The 21,461-nt window shown below is 45.7% G+C and carries 17 protein-coding genes; all 17 read left to right on the top strand.

Annotated features, from left to right (window positions below; genetic code table 11):
- Nucleotides 1–150: 150 nt before the first annotated feature.
- Entirely contained in the window at nucleotides 151–1,242 is a 1,092-nt protein-coding gene (locus KCTCHS21_RS23430) for a LacI family DNA-binding transcriptional regulator (RefSeq protein ID WP_130613917.1), read from the top strand.
- Nucleotides 1,243–1,285: 43 nt separating this feature from the next.
- On the top strand, nucleotides 1,286–1,978 hold the full coding sequence (locus KCTCHS21_RS23425) for an ABC transporter ATP-binding protein (RefSeq protein ID WP_130613915.1): 693 nt from the start codon (nucleotides 1,286–1,288) through the stop codon (nucleotides 1,976–1,978).
- Nucleotides 1,962–2,984: an efflux RND transporter periplasmic adaptor subunit gene (locus KCTCHS21_RS23420; protein ID WP_157994109.1), complete on the top strand. Its 1,023-nt coding sequence runs from the start codon at nucleotides 1,962–1,964 to the stop codon at nucleotides 2,982–2,984. Before KCTCHS21_RS23425 ends, KCTCHS21_RS23420 begins: the two co-directional genes overlap by 17 nt.
- A gap of 35 nt (nucleotides 2,985–3,019) precedes the next feature.
- Nucleotides 3,020–5,890, top strand: a complete 2,871-nt coding sequence (locus KCTCHS21_RS23415; RefSeq protein ID WP_130613911.1) for an ABC transporter permease — start codon at nucleotides 3,020–3,022, stop codon at nucleotides 5,888–5,890.
- A gap of 3 nt (nucleotides 5,891–5,893) precedes the next feature.
- The gene (locus tag KCTCHS21_RS23410; RefSeq protein ID WP_130613909.1) at nucleotides 5,894–6,793 is read left to right on the top strand and encodes an ABC transporter ATP-binding protein; all 900 of its coding nucleotides are present in this window, start codon (nucleotides 5,894–5,896) and stop codon (nucleotides 6,791–6,793) included.
- A gap of 420 nt (nucleotides 6,794–7,213) precedes the next feature.
- The gene (locus KCTCHS21_RS23405; protein ID WP_130613907.1) at nucleotides 7,214–8,860 is read left to right on the top strand and encodes a thiourocanate hydratase; all 1,647 of its coding nucleotides are present in this window, start codon (nucleotides 7,214–7,216) and stop codon (nucleotides 8,858–8,860) included.
- Between the two features lie 77 nt (nucleotides 8,861–8,937).
- Nucleotides 8,938–10,038: a thiohydantoin desulfurase gene (locus KCTCHS21_RS23400; RefSeq protein WP_130613905.1), complete on the top strand. Its 1,101-nt coding sequence runs from the start codon at nucleotides 8,938–8,940 to the stop codon at nucleotides 10,036–10,038.
- A 1-nt stretch (nucleotide 10,039) separates the two neighbouring features.
- Complete coding sequence (locus tag KCTCHS21_RS23395; RefSeq protein ID WP_130613903.1) at nucleotides 10,040–11,593, top strand: HAL/PAL/TAL family ammonia-lyase; 1,554 nt, start codon at nucleotides 10,040–10,042, stop codon at nucleotides 11,591–11,593.
- On the top strand, nucleotides 11,586–12,968 hold the full coding sequence (locus tag KCTCHS21_RS23390; protein WP_130613901.1) for a dihydroorotase: 1,383 nt from the start codon (nucleotides 11,586–11,588) through the stop codon (nucleotides 12,966–12,968). The genes KCTCHS21_RS23395 and KCTCHS21_RS23390 overlap by 8 nt, the downstream gene beginning before the upstream one ends.
- 27 nt (nucleotides 12,969–12,995) lie before the next feature.
- Complete coding sequence (locus KCTCHS21_RS23385; RefSeq protein ID WP_130613899.1) at nucleotides 12,996–14,273, top strand: N-carbamyl-l-glutamate amidohydrolase ErtE; 1,278 nt, start codon at nucleotides 12,996–12,998, stop codon at nucleotides 14,271–14,273.
- Nucleotides 14,270–15,520, top strand: coding sequence for a Zn-dependent hydrolase (locus KCTCHS21_RS23380; protein WP_130613896.1), 1,251 nt, complete (start codon nucleotides 14,270–14,272; stop codon nucleotides 15,518–15,520). The genes KCTCHS21_RS23385 and KCTCHS21_RS23380 overlap by 4 nt, the downstream gene beginning before the upstream one ends.
- A 109-nt stretch (nucleotides 15,521–15,629) precedes the next feature.
- Nucleotides 15,630–16,274, top strand: coding sequence for an ABC transporter permease (locus KCTCHS21_RS23375; protein ID WP_197726480.1), 645 nt, complete (start codon nucleotides 15,630–15,632; stop codon nucleotides 16,272–16,274).
- Between the two features lie 17 nt (nucleotides 16,275–16,291).
- Nucleotides 16,292–17,194, top strand: coding sequence for an ABC transporter substrate-binding protein (locus tag KCTCHS21_RS23370; RefSeq protein WP_130613892.1), 903 nt, complete (start codon nucleotides 16,292–16,294; stop codon nucleotides 17,192–17,194).
- Nucleotides 17,195–17,265: 71 nt separating this feature from the next.
- Nucleotides 17,266–18,216 carry an ABC transporter ATP-binding protein gene (locus KCTCHS21_RS23365; protein WP_130613890.1) on the top strand — a complete coding sequence of 317 codons (951 nt, stop codon included), beginning with the start codon at nucleotides 17,266–17,268 and terminating at the stop codon, nucleotides 18,214–18,216.
- A gap of 15 nt (nucleotides 18,217–18,231) precedes the next feature.
- Nucleotides 18,232–18,870, top strand: coding sequence for an ABC transporter permease (locus tag KCTCHS21_RS23360; RefSeq protein WP_130613888.1), 639 nt, complete (start codon nucleotides 18,232–18,234; stop codon nucleotides 18,868–18,870).
- Between the two features lie 49 nt (nucleotides 18,871–18,919).
- On the top strand, nucleotides 18,920–19,660 hold the full coding sequence (locus KCTCHS21_RS23355; protein WP_130613886.1) for an IclR family transcriptional regulator: 741 nt from the start codon (nucleotides 18,920–18,922) through the stop codon (nucleotides 19,658–19,660).
- 132 nt (nucleotides 19,661–19,792) lie between these two features.
- Entirely contained in the window at nucleotides 19,793–21,445 is a 1,653-nt protein-coding gene (locus tag KCTCHS21_RS23350; protein ID WP_130613884.1) for a response regulator, read from the top strand.
- Nucleotides 21,446–21,461: the final 16 nt, after the last annotated feature.

Raw genomic sequence — 21,461 nt, 5'->3', positions numbered from 1 at the left:
GACACGATAGCGGTTTGGAATGTGCCAATTCGCTACTAATGAACAATATTACGTTTTCCGTGTGCAAAATTATGATCTTAACAAAATCCAATTGACAGATATTTACTCTAAAATTATAGTAAAATTATCCATTGCAAACGTTTGCAATCAATGAATGAAGGAGAATTCTTCAATGTTGATGACCTATCGAAGTGGTTCGCTTTGAAAGGCTTAAAAGCCGCAAACGTTGATGGAGGAATCAAAGCAGTAGCCAAAGCATTAAATCTATCCCCTAGCACGGTATCCCGGGCATTAAACGGGGTGTATGGTGTAAATCCAGCTACGAGAGAGCTTATTCAGGAAACTGCTAAAGCAATGGGGTATGTTCCTCATTTAGGAGCCAAGCAGCTCGTGGGCAAGAGCAGCAATCTGATTGGGGTATTTTTTCCGCAATTTGAGTTTGAAGCGAGCTCAGGATTTGTCGATATGTTTTCTCCCTTACAACAAGCTTTACAGCGCAATGGGAAGGATGCGCTCTTTTTCTCTATTCCTTTCTTAAATTATCCGAACAATCTCCTAACCGAATGTATAAGCTCTCGGAGCCTTGAAGGCTGCTTATTGCTACCTGCCTTCTCGGAATCACATCCTATGGTTCAGGAAGCCTTAAAGCTGCAGATACCTTGTGTAAATTTCGAGGATGTAGTCGGGCCACACTGTTCCTCGGTTATTACTGATGATCGTGAGGGTGGCCGATTAGCTGGGAGAAAGCTTTTCGCTGAGGGGCATCAAATTATTGGTTATATAAATGGTCCTGCCCATATACGAATCTGTAAGGACAGGTATGGGGGATTTTGTGAAGCGTTAATGGAAGCTGGAATTGAGCACGATGCTTCCTTAGTTGGGAATGGCGACTTTTCTGGATCAAGCGGGGCTCAGGCAGCCAAAGCGCTGAAGCAGCTCCATCCTGAAATGACAGCTATCTTCTGTGCAAATGACTTGATGGCGATGGGAGCAATTATGGAATTTACGAGTAATGGCATTTCGGTGCCAGAAAGCCTATCCATTATAGGCTTTGACGGAGACTCGTACACGGCGTATACCGCTCCTCCGCTAACAACAATTAGCATTCAAAGAGAAGACGTTAGTACTCGAGCCATTGAACTGCTGATGGAACTGCTCACGGGTCACCCGGGTAGGAAATCCTCGATCCCCCCCAAGCTATTGGAACGTCAATCGGTAATGAAACGAAGCAATAATAACTGACCTGTAACGCTGACGAATTGGTAGAAAGGAGATTATAAGCCAGATGGCCGTATCGACTCCCAATATTATTAATGGCAAGGGTATTAAGCGGGTTTATGGTAAGGGCTCCGGTGCGGTAACCGTGCTGAAAGAGGTTGATATTCAGCTTCCAGCAGGTAAATTGCTCGCGTTTAAAGGTCGGTCCGGCTCGGGGAAGACAACGCTAATAAATCTTCTAAGCGCTTTGGATCAACCCACTTCAGGTACTATCATTTTCGATGGGCGCGACCTTACAACGATGTCGAACAAACAAAGGGATGCCGTTCGTCGCAAGGAAATGGGATTGATCTTTCAATCGTTTGCCCTTATTCCTCTCATGTCTGCCTATGAGAACGTCGAGTTCGTACTTAGAATTGCGGGAGTTCCCGCGAGTGAGAGGAAGGCCGCAGCCATACAGGCCTTGGATCATGTCGGCTTAAAGCCGAGGATGCATCACCGCCCGTTCGAGATGTCAGGAGGCGAGCAGCAAAGAACAGCAATAGCACGTGCGATTGCACACAAGCCTAAGCTGATTCTGGCAGATGAACCAACGGCTGAGCTGGACAGTCGAACTGGGCTTCATATTATGAAGGTATTTCGTGATCTTGTGGAGCAGAGTGGCGTTACAGTCGTTCTAACTACGCACGATCCAGCCATTATGGAAATCGTCGATCAAGTTTATGAACTGGAGGATGGACAAATTGTTTCGCACAATTAAACAAGCTGCGGCTCTAGGATTGGCAATCGTTCTAAGCAGTACTTTAGCGGGGTGTTCTCTACTCCCTCAAGAAGAAGAAGCGTTAAAGCCGCCGCTCGTTAAGCCAGCTCAGGAAAACTACACGACAGTGAAGGTGGAGAAAGGAAGTATCGTTAAAGCCATTTCCTCAAGTGGAAGCTTCGAATCAATCCGTACTGACATTTCTCAGTTTACAGGAGAAGGGGGACGGATTGATAAGATACTAGTTAAGCAAGGTGATACTGTCAAGAAAGGTGATATTCTTGTTCAATTGATTTTGGACGGACTGGATCTGCAGTTGAAGGAGCAGCAATTGGAGCTAGAGAAAGCCAGATATGCATTTAGGCAAACACAAGATAGCGATGATCAGGCTCTCAGTATTGCTAAGCTAAAGCTGGAAATTGAGCAAATCAAATATGAGAAGCTTTCCAAGAAATTCAATAGTAAGCAGCTTTATGCGGGTATTGATGGACAGGTGACATTTGTCGAGACGTTGAAGGCAGGAGATAATGTCGACGCTTATCAGACATTAGTTATCATTGCTGATCCTTCTCAGCTTCGAATCGCTCTTCGTGTGGACAATCCTAACGATATTAGAGAGGTAGACGTAGGTGCAACTGCGGATATTACCTTAAACGATGAGAAGGTTGTCGGTAAAGTGGTTCAGACGCCATCCTCGTCTCCCACAACCTTAAATAAAGATTTAGCAGAGAAATACGCTAAAACGCTCTATATTGAAGTTCCTAAATTACCGCTTAAGGCTGAAATAGGCTCTATAGCTGGTGTGAAGATTATTACGCAGGAGCTTGATGATGTCCTGAAAATCCCACGTAGCGGATTGCGCTCTTATTTGGGTCGTAATTTTGTTCGAGTTCTGGAAGATGGCAAAAGCCTTCGCGAAATTGACGTCGAGCCTGGCCTGGTCGGCTCCACTGAGGTGGAAATTATTAAAGGCTTACAAGTAGATCAGGTCATCGTTTTACAGTAATTATTTTGCATTCCTAGAGCTAGGGAGGCTTTGGTGTGGCCTTATTTGTCATGATTATCCGTAAAATGGTTCAAAATAAGTGGCTCGTGTCCAGTATGTTTTTTGGTATTTTGATTACTGTTGCGCTTGTTGGAACAATGCCGATTTATTCTGAGGCGATTTTATCTCGTATGCTCGTCAAGGATCTTGAGGTTTTCCAGAATGAGAAGGGTGTTTATCCTGGAACGCATTGGTCGATGTTAGGTTTCTATAGAGAATCGAACGAGAAACGTGCCAAAGTTATTAGTGAGATGGATAAATTCATGGAAGTGAAGGCTGGGGAATTTGGCATTCCGATTAAGGAGCTCGTACATGAGCGTCGTACCCAATCGGTTCTTCTCATTCCTCCAGGGAGCATTGATGACAAGAAGTCAAAGCAAACTGCTACTTTGAGATCCTACAGTGATTTTGAGGACCACATTAAGCTAGAAGACGGTAGAATGCCTGCGAATAAGCCGGTTGATGGCGTATATGAGGTTCTTGTAACTGCTCAAACGCTTAGCAATTTCAATACAGTGTTGGATACCGTGTTTGAACTGAAGGATGATAAACTACTAGGAACTGTAAAAATCAAACCTGTAGGTGTTTTTAACAAAAAGGTATATAACGACCCCTACTTCCGTAATGCCAGCTTAAGCGATTTAAACTCTGTCTTCATTATTAATGAGGAGTTATTTGCTCAAGAGTTTATCCGCGGAAATAAAGCACAAGTGATGTCAGTCGGTTGGTTCTTTGTGCTTGATTATTCTAAAATGGGGCTTGGTCAAGTCGACCAATTTATAGAAACCGACAAATCGATTAAGGAAAAGGTACAAAGCAAGGTAGTAAGCTTTCAAACTGAATTCTCTGTACCAGCATTAAATACGATTACGAAGTATTTAGAACGGTCTAAGCAATTAAATAAGCTGATGTGGTCTTTGAACGTGCCAGTACTAATTATGTTGGGCTTCTATATGTTCATGGTGTCCAATCTGATCGTAGACCGACAGAAAAATGAAATCGCCATTTTACGTAGTAGGGGGGCAGCAAGGTGGCAGGTTGTTCTCTCTTTTGCGATAGAAGGGGCATTCCTTTGTGCAATTGCGTGGATAACGGGACCTTTTATCGGAATGGGATTAACGAAGCTGCTAGGAGCCTCGAACGGTTTTCTTGAATTCGTTCAACGGTCTCGTATGCCGGTCCATATTAATGATCAAGCGTTCCTCTACGGAGGAGCCGCAGCTATTGTTTCATTCATTATGATGCTAATCCCGGTAATTATTGCTACACGTGTATCCATAGTTGGACATAAGCAGCAGCTTGCACGTATGAATCGGAAACCATTCTGGCACAAAGCATTTCTGGATATTGCGGCTTTAGCGGTTTCCATCTATGGTTTGTACACCTTCCGTAACCGGTTAAAGGATTTGAAAAGCTTAGGCTTGAACATGGATGATCTGAAAATCGATCCGCTACAGTTTGTAATGCCTGCTTTGTTCGTATTAGGTGCGGGCTTACTGCTTCTCAGATTATATCCTTACGTTCTAAAGCTCATTTATTGGGTCGGTCGAAAGTGGTGGCCTCCATCCCTTTACGCCACATTAATTCAAGTCGGACGTTCGAACAGTCAATATCAATTCCTAATGGTGTTTCTCATTATGACTATTGCCATAGGAGTATTTAGTGCAGGTGCCGCGCGAACACTGAATAACAATACAGAGGACCGGATTCGCTATGGGAATGGGGCAGATTTTGTTACTACAGGACAATGGCAGAATGATGCTCCGCCAGCTGTTAGTTTCGGAGGTGGCCCTGCACCAGCACCGGTGCCTAAGGTTATTCATTATCTGGAGCCGTCTTTCGAGCCCTATAAGAAATTACCAGGTGTTGAGAGTGCCGCTAAAGTGTTCGTGAAGGATAAGGCAACATTTTCTTTAGAGGGCAATAAGAATGGGGTTGCTCAACTCATCGGCATAGATAGCGATGATTTCGGTATGACCTCGTGGTTCCCGAACAATTTACTTGATTATGAATTTTATGATTATCTAAATTTGCTTGCCGCTGATTCACGGGGAGTGCTCATCTCCCGTACGTTGGCTGAACAAAAGGGTGTGAAGAAGGGTGACACTATTAATGTGGGATGGGAAAATGTGGACTCTCAGTCCTTCGTCGTCTTCGGCATTATTGAATACTTCCCTACATTTAATCCGAACCCGCCTGTTGGCTCCATCAATGCGGCAGAAACAGATGCGAAGAGTAATGCACCGATGCTTATTGTCGGAAGTCTGAGTCGAATTCAATTTCATTTGGCGCTTGAGCCTTACAAAGTATGGTTGAAGCTGAAGCCCGATTATCCTACTTCCCAGTTTTACGACGATATCAAGCAAGCGAAGATCGCCTTAACTAGCATAGTAAACACGAGAGAAGCACTAACGAAGGCAAAGAATGATCCATTCCTTCTCGCGCTTAATGGGATTTTGACATTAGGGTTTATTATTTCGATATTGATTAGCTTTGTTGGTTTCCTTCTTTACTGGATATTATCTCTTAAAGGACGAACCTTACAAAATGGGATTATGCGTGCGATAGGACTTTCACTGCGTCAGCTAATAGGAATGCTTGCTTTGGAGCAGCTGCTTACTTCGGGAGTAGCCATTCTAATTGGAGTCATCGTTGGTAATGTTGCTAGTCGTCTATTCGTTCCCAACTTTCAGATTGCCTTCAATCCGAGCAGCTTAGTTCCACCGTTTAAGGTCATGTTTGAAGCGATTGATTTTATTCGTCTATATTCTATAGTTGGCTTTATGTTATTGCTTGGGCTGGGTATTCTGTCATACATGCTCTCCCGTATTCGCATTCACCAAGCGCTGAAACTGGGGGAGGATTAACCCATGATCAATTGCGAAGGTTTGGTCAAAATTTACAAAGCGGCCGATCTGGAGGTATTTGCATTACAGGGGCTGGATTTAAATATTGAAACGGGCGAGCTGATGGCTATTATCGGCAACAGTGGAAGTGGAAAGTCGACGCTGCTTAATATGCTAGGCGGGCTGGATCGCCCATCGGCAGGTAATCTTGAGATTGATGGGAAAAATATGCTCAAGATGACTGAAAAAGATCTCGTCCGTTATAAGCGAGAAAGTGTAGGATTTGTTTGGCAGAACAATGCACGTAATTTAATTCCTTATCTGACTGCGCTTGAGAATGTTGAGCTGCCAATATTGCTGAGAGGAAAACGCAAAAGGCTAAGGGCATTAGAATTATTGGAAGCAGTCGGACTAACCCATCGTAAAAATAACAAGCTCCACCAGTTATCCGGCGGTGAGCAACAGAGAGTAGCTATCGCCATTGCGCTTGCTAATCATCCGAAGCTGCTGCTTGCGGATGAGCCGACTGGCTCAGTAGATTCTAAGATGGCTGACCAAATTCTCGATCTATTCCGTGAACTGAACCGCACCATTGGAATTACAATTGTCATCGTTACCCACGATCCACATCTTGCTAAGAAGGTTGACCGTGTCGTTGCCATTCGCGACGGTAAAATTTCCTCGGAAATGTTGCGACGCAAGTCCTATGCCGAAGAGATGGCTGAGCTTGAAAGTGGTATCGCCCAATTAGAGGAGGACTCACACGTAGAGTATGCAATTCTCGACAAGGCCGGGCGACTTCAAGTTCCTGCCACCTATTTAGAAACGATAGGGGTCAAAAACACGAACAAAGTTAAGCTTGAGCTAGTAGATGGCAAGATCGTGCTGACTTCACCGGAAGCTCCTCCTGAAGAGGCTTCATAGATTCACATCATATAGAAGCTGTTCTCTTTGGTCTAAATTAGACCTTTGGGGGCAGCTTTTTTCTACTCCGACATAAACATTTTTCGCTGATCCAAAGGCCTGCCACATTTATTTATGCTTGTTTGTAGCTCTGTATTGTTTATGTTTAATTGCATAGGGCATTATGCACTTTAAGGGCATGTGGAGGAGAGTTTCCCAGTTGCTCAGGGTTCGAAACGTAACAGAGATGAATATCATCGTTAATCATGTCAGTTGCTTGTAAGTAACATATCGTCTATTGTAATTCAATAAATCCGATTGATTTACTTTTTTATTCCGAGGAGAAAACTATTTTTTATTGACGGTGGCAAGCTAATTTGTTAACTTATTATTAATAAATGGAAACGAATTATTGTAATATGATAATTAGGAGGCTTATATATGGATCGAATATTAGCTGCCAGGGGCACTGAGCTTAGATGTAAGGGCTGGAGGCAGGAAGCATTACTTCGCATGCTGGAGAATGTCCTCGAGAATGGAGAAAACCCGAAAGAGCTTACCGTATATGCCGCATTGGCTAAAGCTGCCCGTAATTGGGACTCCTATAGAGCTATTGTAGAAACCTTGAAGAACTTGGAAGAAAACGAAACACTCGTTATCCAGTCCGGTAAACCCATTGGAATTATGCGCACTCATCAATTCGCGCCTCTAGTCATTATGGCTAATTGCAATATTGTCGGAAAATGGGCTACGAGCGACAACTTCTATAAATATCAAGAGCAAGGACTCATTGTATGGGGTGGGCTAACGGCTGCTGCATGGCAATACATTGGATCGCAAGGAGTCATTCAGGGAACCTACGAGATTTTTCAGTCGATTGCTAGAATGCATTTCAATGGCGATTTGACGGGAAAATTCATACTTACAGCTGGATTGGGCGGTATGGGAGGTGCTCAGCCTCTTGCTGGAATTATGGCTAATGCAATTGTTCTATGTGTAGAGGTGTCCGAAGCGCGGATAGACAAACGGATAGAGGTTGGTTACTTACAAAGGAAAACAGCGAGCCTTGATGAGGCGTTAGCTTGGGTAGATGAAGCGGTTAGTAATCGGCAGAGCTTATCGGTTGGTTTGCTTGGTAACGCAGCGGACGTCTATCCCGAGCTTCTCCGTCGAGGAATCATTCCCGATATCGTAACGGATCAGACATCAGCGCATGACTTGGTCTATGGTTATATTCCTTCTGGCTATCGTCTCGAAGAAGCAGTGGAAATGCGCAAAAGCGATCCGCAGAAGCTCCAAGCAGATGCGGGTGCCTCAATTGCCACGGAAGTAAGGGCGATGCTTGAATTCCAAAGGAATGGCTCAATCGTATTCGATAATGGAAACAATATCCGTACACAAGCTTCCCAATATGGGGTGGAGAATGCTTTCGATATCGTCGTATTTACAGAGGGCTTTTTAAGACCATTGTTTGCCCGGGCGATCGGTCCATTCCGCTGGGTGGCGTTGAGTGGGAACCCACAAGATATTCAAACCATTGATCAATATATATTAGAAGAGTTCAAGGATAACGAAATTGCGGTTAATTGGATTCGTCTCGCTAATCAATATGTTCCTGTGGAAGGTCTTCCTGCACGAATTGGCTGGTTCGGTCATGGCGATCGAACGAAGCTAGCGCTTGCTGTTAATGAGATGGTGCGTAGTGGAGCGCTAAGCGGACCGATTGCTTTTTCCAGAGATCATCTTGATGCTGGCGCAATGACTCATCCGAATATTATGACAGAGAATATGAAGGACGGCAGTGATGCGATCTCAGATTGGCCGCTGATCAATGCCATGCTTAGCTGCTCATCGATGGCTGATTTGGTCGCCATTCATTCCGGTGGCGGGGGCTACAGCGGGTATATGACTAGTGCGGGGATAACCATTGTTGCTGATGGTAGTCAAGAAACAGATATAAGGCTTAAGACTGCGCTCGATAATGACACAAGCATTGGTGTACTTCGTTACGCAGATGCTGGGTACGAGGAATCGTTCGATGAAATTCGCAGCAAAGGAATTAGGCGAGTTAAGACAGAGCCGGAGTGATTTGATTTTTGATTGTAGTGGCGGGATACTCCCGCCTTTAATAGCGCTAATTAACTTCTAGAGAGGGGCTTTACAGTATGCGTGAGTTAACGATAGAGGATGTAAAAGCAGCAGTGAGAGGCGGAGCGGTATTCGCATCCGGCGGCGGAGGATGGGTCGATCATGGTCTTGAGATTGGAGGAGCGGCAGTAGGAATCGGCAAGCCTAAGCTTGTTTCTGTAGATGAGCTACCGGACGATGCTATCATCGTGACGTGTACTGCTATTGGCGCACCTGCTGGAAACGAGTGGGAGATGTGGGGAGTTGACTATATTAAAGCTGTTCAGCTTCTAATGGACCGTTATGACGGCAAGGTTGTTGGCGTTATGACACCACAGAATGGCATGTCCAGCACAATTAATGGTTGGCTTCCAGCGGCAGCCTTAGGTCTTGTTGTTGTTGATGCAACAGGGGACATCCGGGCTCATCCGACGGGTAAAATGGGATCAATGGGACTTGCTGCACTAACAGACTACGAGACTATTCAGGTTGTAGTTGGCGGAAGAAGAGACAACGGGTCTTATCTTGAGCTCGTAGTTAAAGGGACCCCTGCGAAAACCTCCAATATTCTGCGCACGGCATCTGACATGTCTGGAGGCTTTATTGCTTCTGCACGTCATCCTATTCCTGCCTCATACGTGAAGAAGCATGCCGCAATCGGTGGTATATCCCTAGCATTGGAGCTGGGAAAAGCGATGATTGCCGCTGAGGCGGATGGTCCTGAGTCCATTATGACAACGGTATGCGACAAGACAAAAGGTCGCATTATCGGTCGTGGGAAAGTTTTATGCAAAGACGTTCATTACTCCGGTGCTTTTGATATCGGGACGATTACAATGGAGGATGGCAATGGAGGCACGCTTATTCTCCATGTCATGAATGAATATATGGCAGTTGATAACGGCGAAGGTCAGAGACTGACAACTTACCCAGACGTTATTACCACTTTCGACTGTTCAACAGGGCTTCCTATTAGTGTAGGAGGAGTAAAAGAAGGAATTGAGATTAGCCTGTTTGCTATAGATAAGCAATACATTCCGCTAAGCTCCAGTGTGAAGGATCCTACCGTCTATCCTGAGGTGGAGAAGGCCCTTGGCATTGAGCTTTCCAAATATGCTTTTGACGGGATGATTTTGTAACATGCATGGGGACGTAGATATTCGTAAAATCGCTCCCGTAGAGCTAGATGGTCATTCGTTGACGCTAGCTCAAATCGAACAGATCGCTAAGCACGGAGCAGAAGTATTACTGAATCCAGCTGCGGAAGCGATAGTCGCAGAAGCACACAAGGTGCTGTGCGAGTTGGCTGCGGGGGGCAGGCCGATATACGGTTTAAATAGAGGTGTCGGAGTTAACAAGGACCGACCCATTGATGCAGACTATTTTGAAGCCTATAATCGTAACCTCATTTTATCGCATAGCAGCGGAATTGAACCATGGGCTTCTGACGAACAGGTAAGGGCAATAATGGTTGTTAGACTTAATACGCTTCTGATTGGCTGTGCAGGGGTTCAGCCGTCGGTTGTTCGTATGTACGTGGACTTCCTAAACCATAGAATTCATCCGGCATTGCCCCTTCGGGGTTCGATCGGAGCAGCGGACATCAGCTTGTTGTCGCATATCGGATTGGCCATGATCGGAGAAGGGATAGTCAGCTACGGCGGTCAGTCAATGGATGCCAATGAAGCGTTAGCTCAAGCTGGACTAACTAAGCTCAGGCTAGGAGCCAGAGAAGGGCTAGCAATTGTCAGCTCGAATGCCTTATCGGCAGGCCTTGGTGCAATCGTGCTTCAGGAGTGCAGGAAGCTGCTCGAGACGGCTGATGTCGTATATGCGCTCTCGCTCGAAGCTATTCATGGCTGCAGAAGTCCTTTAGACGAGGGGGTTTACAAGGCTCGCCCGTTTAAAGGGGCTGCTGAAAGCGCAAAAACTGTTCGGCGTTACTTAGAGGGTGGGCAGCAAGGCGATTGCACAATAAGAGCAGATCGAATCCAAGATCCGCTTAGCTTCCGCAGTGCATGCCAGGTTCATGGTGCGGCTAGAGATGCTTTGGCATATGCCGAAAGCTTGCTGCTTATTCAATTAAACAGCTCCGATGACAACCCTTGTCTATTAGTAGATGACCGCCGGATTGTGCCGAATTCCAATTTCGATGTTACGACTTGGACTTTGGCTTTTGAGATGCTTGGGTTGGCTCTAAGCCATGTATCCAAAATTTCCTGTTCCCGTTCTATAAAGCTGGGGAATCCTGATATTACGGGATTAACTCGATTTCTGACTCCTGATCCTGATAAAACGATTGGACTAGGTACTTTACAGAAAACATTCACTTCCATAGATGCAGAAATTCGTCATCTAGCGATCCCGGTTAGCCCAGATAGCTACTCCATTTCTGGAGATATGGAGGATCATTCAAGCCATGCGCCTTTTGTCGTAAGAAAAACCGGGGAGATTTTAGATCGGCTCTATTTTATTCTTGGGATGGAAGCAATGAATGCAGCTCAGGCCATAGATTTGCGCAATGAGACGCAGCTTGGTCAAGGAACTCTTACAGCTTATAAAGGCATTCGCTCCAAGGTTTCGTTCCTCTCGGTGGACCGTCCGCTTACTGGGGATATTGCAATGATGGCTGAGCTTCTGCGGAATGGGGCGCTTTTCTCGAAAGATGAGGAAGGAGGATCGCTTAATGCATAATACGAATGAATATGCACTTATTGGTAATATCGTGTTGACGAGTGGTATTTTGTACGATCATGCCTTGTGCGTTAGTGAAGGGAAAATCGTTAATATCATTCCGATGAAATCATTAACCGATGCCGAGATAGCAAGCTTAGGTAACGTGATTAGAGCGGATGGCTGTTATGTGCTACCTGGTGTTGTTGACGCTCATGTGCATTGCTATAGCGCGCTAAACGAAGGATTCTATCACGCTAGTCGTTCTGCTGCTGCTGGTGGGGTCACTACAGTAATTGAAATGCCTTACGATGCAACAGGGATGATTTGTACGCTAGAAGCCTTTGAAGAGAAGAAGCAGCGTCTTGAAGCGGAATCAGTAGTGGATATGGCGATGCTGGTTACTATTCACAAGGAAGATGGCTACGATCATATTCGGAGCTTGGCTGCTGCTGGTGCTTGCGGGTTTAAAGTTTCAATGTTCAATACAGATTCTTTCCGATTTCCTCGAATTGATGATGGTCAGCTTCTTGATTCATTTGCTGTTATCGCAGAAACAGGCTGTCCTGTTGGTGTCCATGCGGAAACCGACGAAATCGTCCGTCGATATTTAGATAAATATAAGGATAAGGGAAGCGACCCTCTGTCCCATGGTCTTAGCAGACCTAAGGTGAGCGAATCAACAGCTGCTGTTACGGCAATGGAGCTGGCATTGGCAGCTGGCGCTAAGCTTCATCTCTATCACTGTACTTTTCCAAGGATTTTTCAATTGGTCGAGTACTATCGTTCCCAAGGTCTGAGGGTTACCGCAGAAACGTGTACTCATTATTTAGTGTTTAGTGAAGAGGACATGCCGCGTTTGAAGGGGCGAGGTAAAATCAATCCGCCATTACGTTCTCCTGAAGATGTTGAGGGGCTATGGGATTTGGCACGTTCTGGCGCAATTGATTTCGTCACATCGGACCATGCTCCTTGGCTGCTGGATAGGAAGTCTAACGATGCTGATATTTTTGCCAATGCATCAGGAGCACCGGGTGTAGAGCAATTATTACTCGTTCTTTACAGTGAAGGGGTTGCTAAAGGACGTCTTTCAATCTCAGATTTGGTGAGGCTTCTTTGTGAGAATCCAGCGGCTACCTTCGGCTTAGGTCATCGGAAAGGCAAGCTGGCTGTTGGCTATGATGCAGATTTCGTTGTCCTAGATCCTGCAGCTTCTGGGGTGCTGGATGAACGAAAATTGCACTCGAGCGCAGGCTGGAGCCCTTATGAAGGCATGGGTCTTCGCGGCCGAGTTATGCAGACTTACGTTAGAGGGAAATTAGTTTATGACGGGGACACAGATACTTTCGCGGAGGCAGGATACGGTCATTTTATTCCCGCGATACACAACCAGTAACGAAGTGTGAACAGGGGGGGACAAAGGATGAGTAAGGGGAAGCAGCTCGGCAAACCGGACTCCAATCGGCTGAGTACAGACATAGAAGCCCTATCCCGAATCGTTGACGACACCAAGGATGGCTGGACAAGACGCTCGTTCACCGCTAAGTATGATCAAGGGCGAAGCTGGCTAGAGGAACGGATGCGAGAAGCTGGGCTAACGGTACGAATAGATGAAGCTTCCAATTTAATTGGCACTTTAATCGGCACGGATCCAAAGCTTCCTTCCATTATGATTGGCTCACATACCGATACGGTAAACGGTGGGGGCAGGTTCGATGGAATAATTGGGGTGCTTGGAGGCATTGAGGTTGTTCGGATGCTTAAGGAATCAGATATTCGACTGCATCATACGCTCGAAGTGGTCGATTTTACGGCGGAAGAACCGAGTGAATTCGGAATTTCAACGATTGGTAGTCGGGGAATGGTCGGTTGCTTATCCGAGGAAATGCTAGAGAGAACTGACCCTGATGGCAGAACATTAAGAGAAGCGATAAGCTCTCTTGGTGGAAGACCGGAGCAGTTGAAGCATTCCTCTAGATTAGCTGGGGATGTAGCGCTGTACTTAGAAATTCATATCGAACAAGGACCTGTACTAGAGCAAGTTGGAGCGACGTTAGGCGTGGTGACGGGAATCGTCGGAATACACCGCCATCGGGTAACGATAACTGGACAGCCCAACCACGCAGGTACTACACCTATGGATATGCGATACGATGCTCTTGCCGGCTTTTGCGAAATGGGGCTAGCATTCGAACGACAATGCCGAATGAAATATGATACCGAAGCAGTGGGTACAATAGGAAGGCTTCGTAATAATCCCAACGCTTCTAATGTTATCCCTGGGCATGTCGATTTTGATCTTGAGATTCGCTCCCTAGATACAGAAGTATCACAAGCCATCTATCAAGCATTTGAAGCAGAAGCTCAACGAATTGCTTCTGAAAGAGGGCTCACTGTCCGCTTAGAAAGACTATCTCAGTCAGATGCCATTCAAGTGTCTGATGATGTGAAGCGATTATTGCTGGATGCTTGCTCAGAGGTTGCTCCAGTTATAGAGCTGCCAAGCGGTGCAGGACATGATGCTAACCAACTTGCCTCTATTGCACCGATTGGAATGCTATTCGTTCCAAGTGTTAAGGGTAGAAGTCATTGTCCAGAAGAATGGACGGAGCTAACGCATATAGCAGCGGGAGTGGAGGCTCTTACGAGGGCTACCTATGCATTTGATGCATTTGCTGGATTGAGCGAGAAGGGAGAATGAAGCAGGTGGAGGCGAGGATTAATAGAGAGCGGCTTTGGCATACGCTGTCAGAGCTCGGCTTAATAGGTCGAAGCCCTACCGGTGGAATTAATCGCTTGTCACTAGATGCTCAAGACCTGTTAGCGAGGTCGCATGTCCATGCCCTTATGCTGGAAGCTGGTCTCTCCGTGCGTCAAGACGAAGCTGGTAATCTTATCGGGCGGCTTGAAGGGGACTGCATAGACGCACCTGCAGTTATTACGGGCTCGCATATCGATACAGTTACCGAGGCGGGAAAATTTGATGGGGCTCTTGGTGTACTTGCGGGAATTGAGGTTCTCCGTACCGTTAAAGAGCTAGGGGTAAAGCATCACTGCCCTCTTGAGGTTATTTGCTTTACGGATGAGGAAGGCGTACGATTCGGCATTGGTTATTTAGGAAGCCGCGCAATGGCTGGTGAATGGAGTCCCGAATGGCTTAAAGCGAAGGATAAGGATGGAATATCACTAAATGAGGCAATGATTCAGGCTGATATTGACCCCTCTCTGGCTGAACGAGCTGCACGGCCTGCTGGAAGCATCAGGGCATATCTCGAGCTTCATATTGAGCAAGGAAGGGTTCTGGAGGATGCGAATCTTCCATGTGGACTAGCCACGGCTATATACGGATATAGATGGCTGCTCGTCAAATTCAAGGGACATGCAGATCATGCGGGGACAACTCCTATGGCATTGCGCCGCGATGCCCTCTTAGCGGCAGCAGAAGCTGTTATTGCTATTGAGAAGCTTGCTATTAGAAGTGGAGGAACTGCAACCGTAGGTACGCTTAAGCTAAGTCCAGGGGCAGTAAATGTTATCCCTGACGAAGTTATCTTCACGATAGATTACCGTCATAGCTCTATTCAGGCTTTAACCGAAATGGGGCAGCAAATGGAGACAACGTTGGAGTCCCTAGCCTTTAGAAGAGGGCTGACTGTCGAGGTATCTGAAACGGACGGAGCGACACCTGTTACATGTAGCGAGCAGCTTACAAGCATGCTTACTGAAGTTTGTGGCTCAATTGGGATTAAAGCTATGCCTATGGTATGTGGGGCTGGACACGATGCGGTAGCTATTCATTCCCTAACGGAAATTGGATTAATTTTGGTACGGTCTAAGGACGGTATTAGCCATCATCGGGAAGAGTGGAGCAGCTTGGAGGATTGTTCGGACGGGGCGGATATTCTGCTTCATTCGATGCTTCGGGTAGCTCAAAAAGTTTTGAAATAATTTACATAATTCCTATTGACTTAGTGGGTATTAGGAACTAATATAATTGATAGTGGTAATTTGTTATCGTATTATGATAATTACTAAGTTTTCAGGAGGGGGTAGTCGATTGGATGTCCTGATTGGAGCCTATAATTATGTGCAAGAAAATTCCGACCGCTTCTGGGAGGCCCTTCGCGTACATATGACGATCAGCTTGTCCGCATTACTGATTGCCACGGCAATCTGCGTCCCTCTAGGAATTATTTGTGCCAAGAAGATGTGGTTATCAGGTCCAGTGATGGCAACATTCAACGCTTTGCGGGTTATTCCTAGCTTAGCTATCCTGGTCATTATTTTACCCATCATGGGTACTGGCTTCGCGCCTGCTCTTGTTGCACTGACTCTGCTGGCTTGTCCACCTATTCTTGTGAATACGTACTTAGGATTTAGGAGCATTGACTCCTTTGTTCTCGAATCGGCTTCAGGAATGGGGATGGGCCCGGGGCGTATTCTTCGCAGGATCGAGTTTCCACTGGCTACACCACTTATGCTTACAGGATTAAAGACAGCGGTTGTAGAGGTAGTATCTAGTGCGACTCTAGCAGCATTCATCGGAGGAGGTGGGCTCGGGACCTTTATCATTAATGGGCTGGGCATGTACAATTTTTCATTATTGCTTGTAGGGGCTATACCCGTAGCGACTCTGGCAATCTTGTCCGAAATCGGCTTCGCGCTTATTGAAAGAAAAACAACCAAATTTCAGAGGATATGAGAGGAGTTAGAGAGAAGATGAAAAAATTAACTTCAATTGTTAGTATGATTTTGCTTACTTCCCTAGTACTTAGCGCATGTGGATCAAAAGAGGGGTCATCTGGCAAGCCGAATTTGACTATCGGTTCGAAGAACTTCACAGAATCACTTATTTTAGGTGAGATGTATTCCTTAGCTTTAGAGGACGCAGGCTATAAGGTTAAGCGTAAGCTGAACCTCGGCGGAACATTGGTCGCGCATGAAGCTTTGAAAAAGGGAGATATCGACATGTATCCCGAGTACACGGGTACTGGTTTGATCAACGTCCTTGAATCCGCGCCGAAATCGGATGCCAAAGTGGTTTACGATGAAGTAGCTAAAGGCTACAAAGAGAAATTCAATCTCATTTGGTTGGAGCCAACGAACGCGAACGATTCACAAGGTCTTGTTACAACAAAGAAAATAGCTGAAAAATATAATCTTTACAAAATTTCGGATTTGCCAAAGAACGCACCTGAGCTTAACATGGCTGCTGTTCCTGAGTTCGAAGAGCGCGAAGATGGCTTGAAGGGCTTGAATGCGGCTTACGGTAAATCGAACTTTAAGAGCATTAAGCTGTTTGACTATGGTATCAAATATCGCGTCATTCTTGATGGCGAAGCAGACGTAACCGTTGGATTTACAACAGACGGAGATTTGACTAACCCAGACCTGGTACTGCTTGAGGACGATAAGAAGTTCTGGCCTCCTTACTTCGTAGCTCCAGTCATCCGTGGTGCAACATTGGATAAGGACCCTGACATCGCTAAAGTGTTGAATGCAGTATCGGCTAAGCTGGACAATGCCAAGGTTCAAGCACTGAATGCTGATGTAGATATTAACAAGAAGGAATACGCAGATGTTGCGAAAGCATTCCTTAAGCAAGAGGGCCTTATTAAATAATATCCGCTTCACTTTCATCGGCTTCCCCGAAATCGGGGAAGCCTCCTGAGCTATAGGGGGAGTGTTTAACAATGACAATAGAAAATGCGATCGTTTTTGACCGGGTTACGAAGCTTTTTCCGAAAACCTCAAAGCCTTCCGTGAATGAAACAAGCCTTGCCATTAAGAAGGGATCCTTCGTCACGATATTAGGAGCATCCGGCTGCGGTAAGACAACGTTGCTGAAAATGGTTAATCGAATTATCGAGCCTACTTCTGGAACACTTTCGGTGTTAGGTAAAGACGTTCGATCACTTCCCGTAACAGAGCTGCGACGGAGTATCGGATACGTTATTCAACAAATCGGACTTTTTCCTCATATGACGATTGAACAAAATATCGCAACAGTGCCGAATATACTTGGCTGGGATCGTGAGAAGACGAATAAACGAATAGAATATTTGATGGATTTGGTTCATCTGCCCTCGAGCTTTCGTAATCGTTTCCCCAGACAGCTTTCTGGTGGGCAGCAGCAAAGGGTAGGTATTGCTCGTGCGATGGCAGGAGATCCTGAAATCCTGTTAATGGATGAGCCCTTCGGAGCTATAGATGCCATAACAAGAACGAAGCTCCAAGAGGACTTTCAAGATATCCAGCGGCAGTTAGGGAAAACAGTGCTATTCGTCACCCATGATGTCGATGAGGCGCTCAAGCTTGGAGACCGTGTCGTTGTTATGAACGAAGGGACAATCCAGCAATTTGATACACCGCTTGAGATGGTGACTAATCCAGCCAATGCTTTCGTGAGCCAACTCATCCGATCAGAAGACTTGTTCCTTCGCCTGCAATTAATTCGAGCAGCTGAGAAAATGACTCCTTTGACCGAGCCACCTCAGGAAAATGAACCAAGAGTTAGCGAAAAAGAGAGCTTACGTGAAGTGTTGCAGCAATTGTTAAGGCAAGGCTCTGGACGGGTTATCGTTGTGGATTCCGCAGGCTTGCCGATTGGCCAATTAACATTGGACATTCTTAAATTTGACTGATAGGAGCAAGCGCAAATGATGGAATATTGGAATCGGCATTATGATGATTTGTTCAGATTGCTGAAAGAACATTTCGTGCTCACCTTCATCTCGCTTGCGATTGCACTAGTCATAGCAATGCCGATTGGCTATTTTCTATCTAGGCACCGACGTATTTCTATACCCATCATGTCGGTATTCGGAATTATTTACGCTGTACCGAGCCTTGGGATGTTCGCTTTGCTTATTCCTTTGGTTGGATTAGGCATGAAGCCAGCGATCATCGCCCTTGTGGTGTATAGTCAATTGATTCTGGTTCGGAGTGTCATATCCGGCTTTCAAGCTATTGATCCCTCGGTCATTGAAGCGGGTAGGGGAATCGGCTTTAATAGATGGGAATTGTTTCGACGAATAGAGCTTCCACTTGCGCTTCCTATTATCTTGGGGGGGCTTCGTGTAGCCTCCGTATCGGTAATCGGCATTGCAACAATCGCGGCATGGATTAATGCGGGCGGTCTTGGTGTTGTTTTGTTTGAAGGATTGTATCAGAATTCAACGCCGAAGATTGTGTGGGGTACAATATTCGTATCTTTACTAGCTATTGGGGTTAATCAGGTTTTGTTAATTATTGAAAAAATAGCTATGGCACGTGCGCGAGGGGAACGCTCAGTGTGATATACTAGCTTTGTTATACGTGCTCATTAATGTTTCCCTGAGGTGTAATGTGAACGGAACCCAGACACTTGGCAAGGCTATCGATATTTTGTTCGTATTGGCGGAATCACGCAGTACACTAACGGTAAGTGAAATCGCAGAGAAGGTTTGTATTCCTGATAGCACGGCCTACCGATTTATTCAGACATTGATAAAGAATGGATTCGTTGAACGCAAAGGAAGAGGTCAAATTGGCCTTGGCTTGCGGATTTTTGATTTGGCTCGCAGCTTGTCCTCCCAGATTGAGAGGGAATTGCTTGCCATTGCTCGTCCCATTATGGAGGAGCTAACGAATCAGACGAATGAAACGACCGTGCTGTTCATTCGCACAGGAACGAAAGCAATCTGTATTGAGCATGTCACTAGCCGACGCTTAATCCGCTTATCCATTGAGAACGGCAGGGTACTGCCATTGCATTCCGGCGCTTCCGGGAAGACTCTGCTTGCCTATGAATCTGATAAAATCATTGGAGAGCTGCTCGAATCGATAGAGGATGACTCTAAGAAACGTGGCCTTCTAGAACAATTAAAGGATATCCGTAATGCCGGGCATTGTCTCACGTTAGGGGAAGTTGATACAGATGCATTCGCTATTGCTGCACCTATATTCGATACTCAGCATCGATTAGCGGCAAGCTTATCGGTTGCTGGTCCTGTGCATCGGCTTAATGAAGAAAATTTGCCATCTACTATAGAAGCAGTGAAATTAGCCGCAGCGCAAATCTCTCAGAAGCTGGGAGCAGCTACATAATCGTTTACACGTAATGTACAAAGAAGAAGAAGAGGGAGAACGATAAACTAGTCGTCTCCCTCTTCTTCTTTTTGTATGTTATGATATTTCCATTGAAAACGCATTATTTCCTAATGGAGAGGGAAATCGTATATGTATAAATTGATTCTGGTAGATGATGAAGCGGACGTGCGCGAAGGAGTACTTCGTGAGATTGACTGGGAGGCTAATGGTTTTCAAGTGTCTGATGTGGCGGAGAATGGTCGAGAAGCATTAGAAATGATAGAGAAGTCGGCACCCGACGTTGTAGTGACTGATATTAGGATGCCATTCATGGATGGATTACAGCTCTCCGAACAAATACGCCGGACTTATCCTTCTACTAAAATCATTATACTTACCGGCTTTGATGAATTCGAATATGCTCGCAAAGCGATACATCTAAATATAGAAGAGTTTGTACTTAAGCCTTTTTCAGCTGGTGATTTGCTACAGGCTTTGCACAAAGTTAAGGGCAGGCTAGATGAGGAAATGTCTGAACGGGAAAATGTAGATTCTCTGCAGGAGCATTACCGTCGAAGTATCCCTGTTCTAAGGGAGCTGTTTCTTGTATCTCTTATGACTCGCAGGCTGTCATCGATAGAAATTAGAGAGAAAACCGAGCATTATGGGATGATTCTAGAAGGAAGACATTATACCGTATCTATTATGCAACTGGATAATCCAACATTAGAACGAGTATCGGATGACTCCAATCGAAGTCGATTTGATTATGAGCTACAAAGCTTCGCTGTGCGTAATATTGCAGAAGAAATCGTTGCACGGCAAGGGATGTCAGGGTACGTATTCCAGCATAACGACAATGTTGTGCTGTTAGAAACAAGCTTAGAGACTGATCTTAATGTCGTACATAAAAATACGTCAGACCTTCTTGAAGAAATCCGTCTTAATGTGGAGAAGTATATTAAACGAAGCGTTACGATAGGGATAGGTACCGTTACCCCTAAGCTTTCGGATGTTAAATATTCCTATGCTGACGCTTCTGCTGCACTAGATTACAGAATTTTGTTAGGAAACAACCGTATCATTGCCATTGAGGACGTGGAGAGCAGGTCGGCGGCCCCAATCAGGTTCGATGAGCTGCAGGAGCAGGCGTTCCTCCGTTGCTTGAAGGTGGGGTCTCCTGAGGAGATGGAGTCCGTCGTGGAGAACCTGTTCGCGCCCCTTATTCTCGCGGGCTCGTCCTGCTCCTTTCGTGATGCGCAAATATTTTTGCTGCAAATCGTAACGACAATGCTAAAGGCACTCCAGGGACAGGGACCTACTCGTCAGCCAAGCGACAGATCTGGTAACGATGCGAATTGGTTTAGGGAGATTACTCAGTTCGATAGTCTTAAAGAGGCCAAGGCTTGGGTTATTTTAACCTGTGCTTCTATCATTAGCCGCATAGCATCAGATCGGCAATCCGCTTACCATTCGCTAGTAGAGCAGGCTCGAACATTCACAAAAGCCCAATATGCAGATAGCGACATGACCATTGCTAGAGTTTGCGCACATTTGCACATAAGCTCTGGCTATTTCAGCAATATTTTTAAACGAGAAACGAAAATGACCTATGTGAATTATTTATTGCATATTCGCATGGAAGCCGCTAAAGAAATGCTCCTGACGACTGATCGCAAAACCTTCGAAATCGCCGAGCTGGTTGGATATGCTGATCCGAATTATTTTAGCTTTAGCTTCAAGAAGCAAGTAGGAATGTCTCCTAAGGATTATCGCAATCGGGCAAGAGGAGAGCTGCCGTGAGAGGCAAGGGGGTCCG

The sequence above is a fragment of the Cohnella abietis genome, assembly GCF_004295585.1.
GTDB classification, from domain to species: domain Bacteria; phylum Bacillota; class Bacilli; order Paenibacillales; family Paenibacillaceae; genus Cohnella; species Cohnella abietis.
Note: the sequence above shows the minus strand (reverse complement) of the source record. Positions and strands in the feature narration are given on the sequence as shown.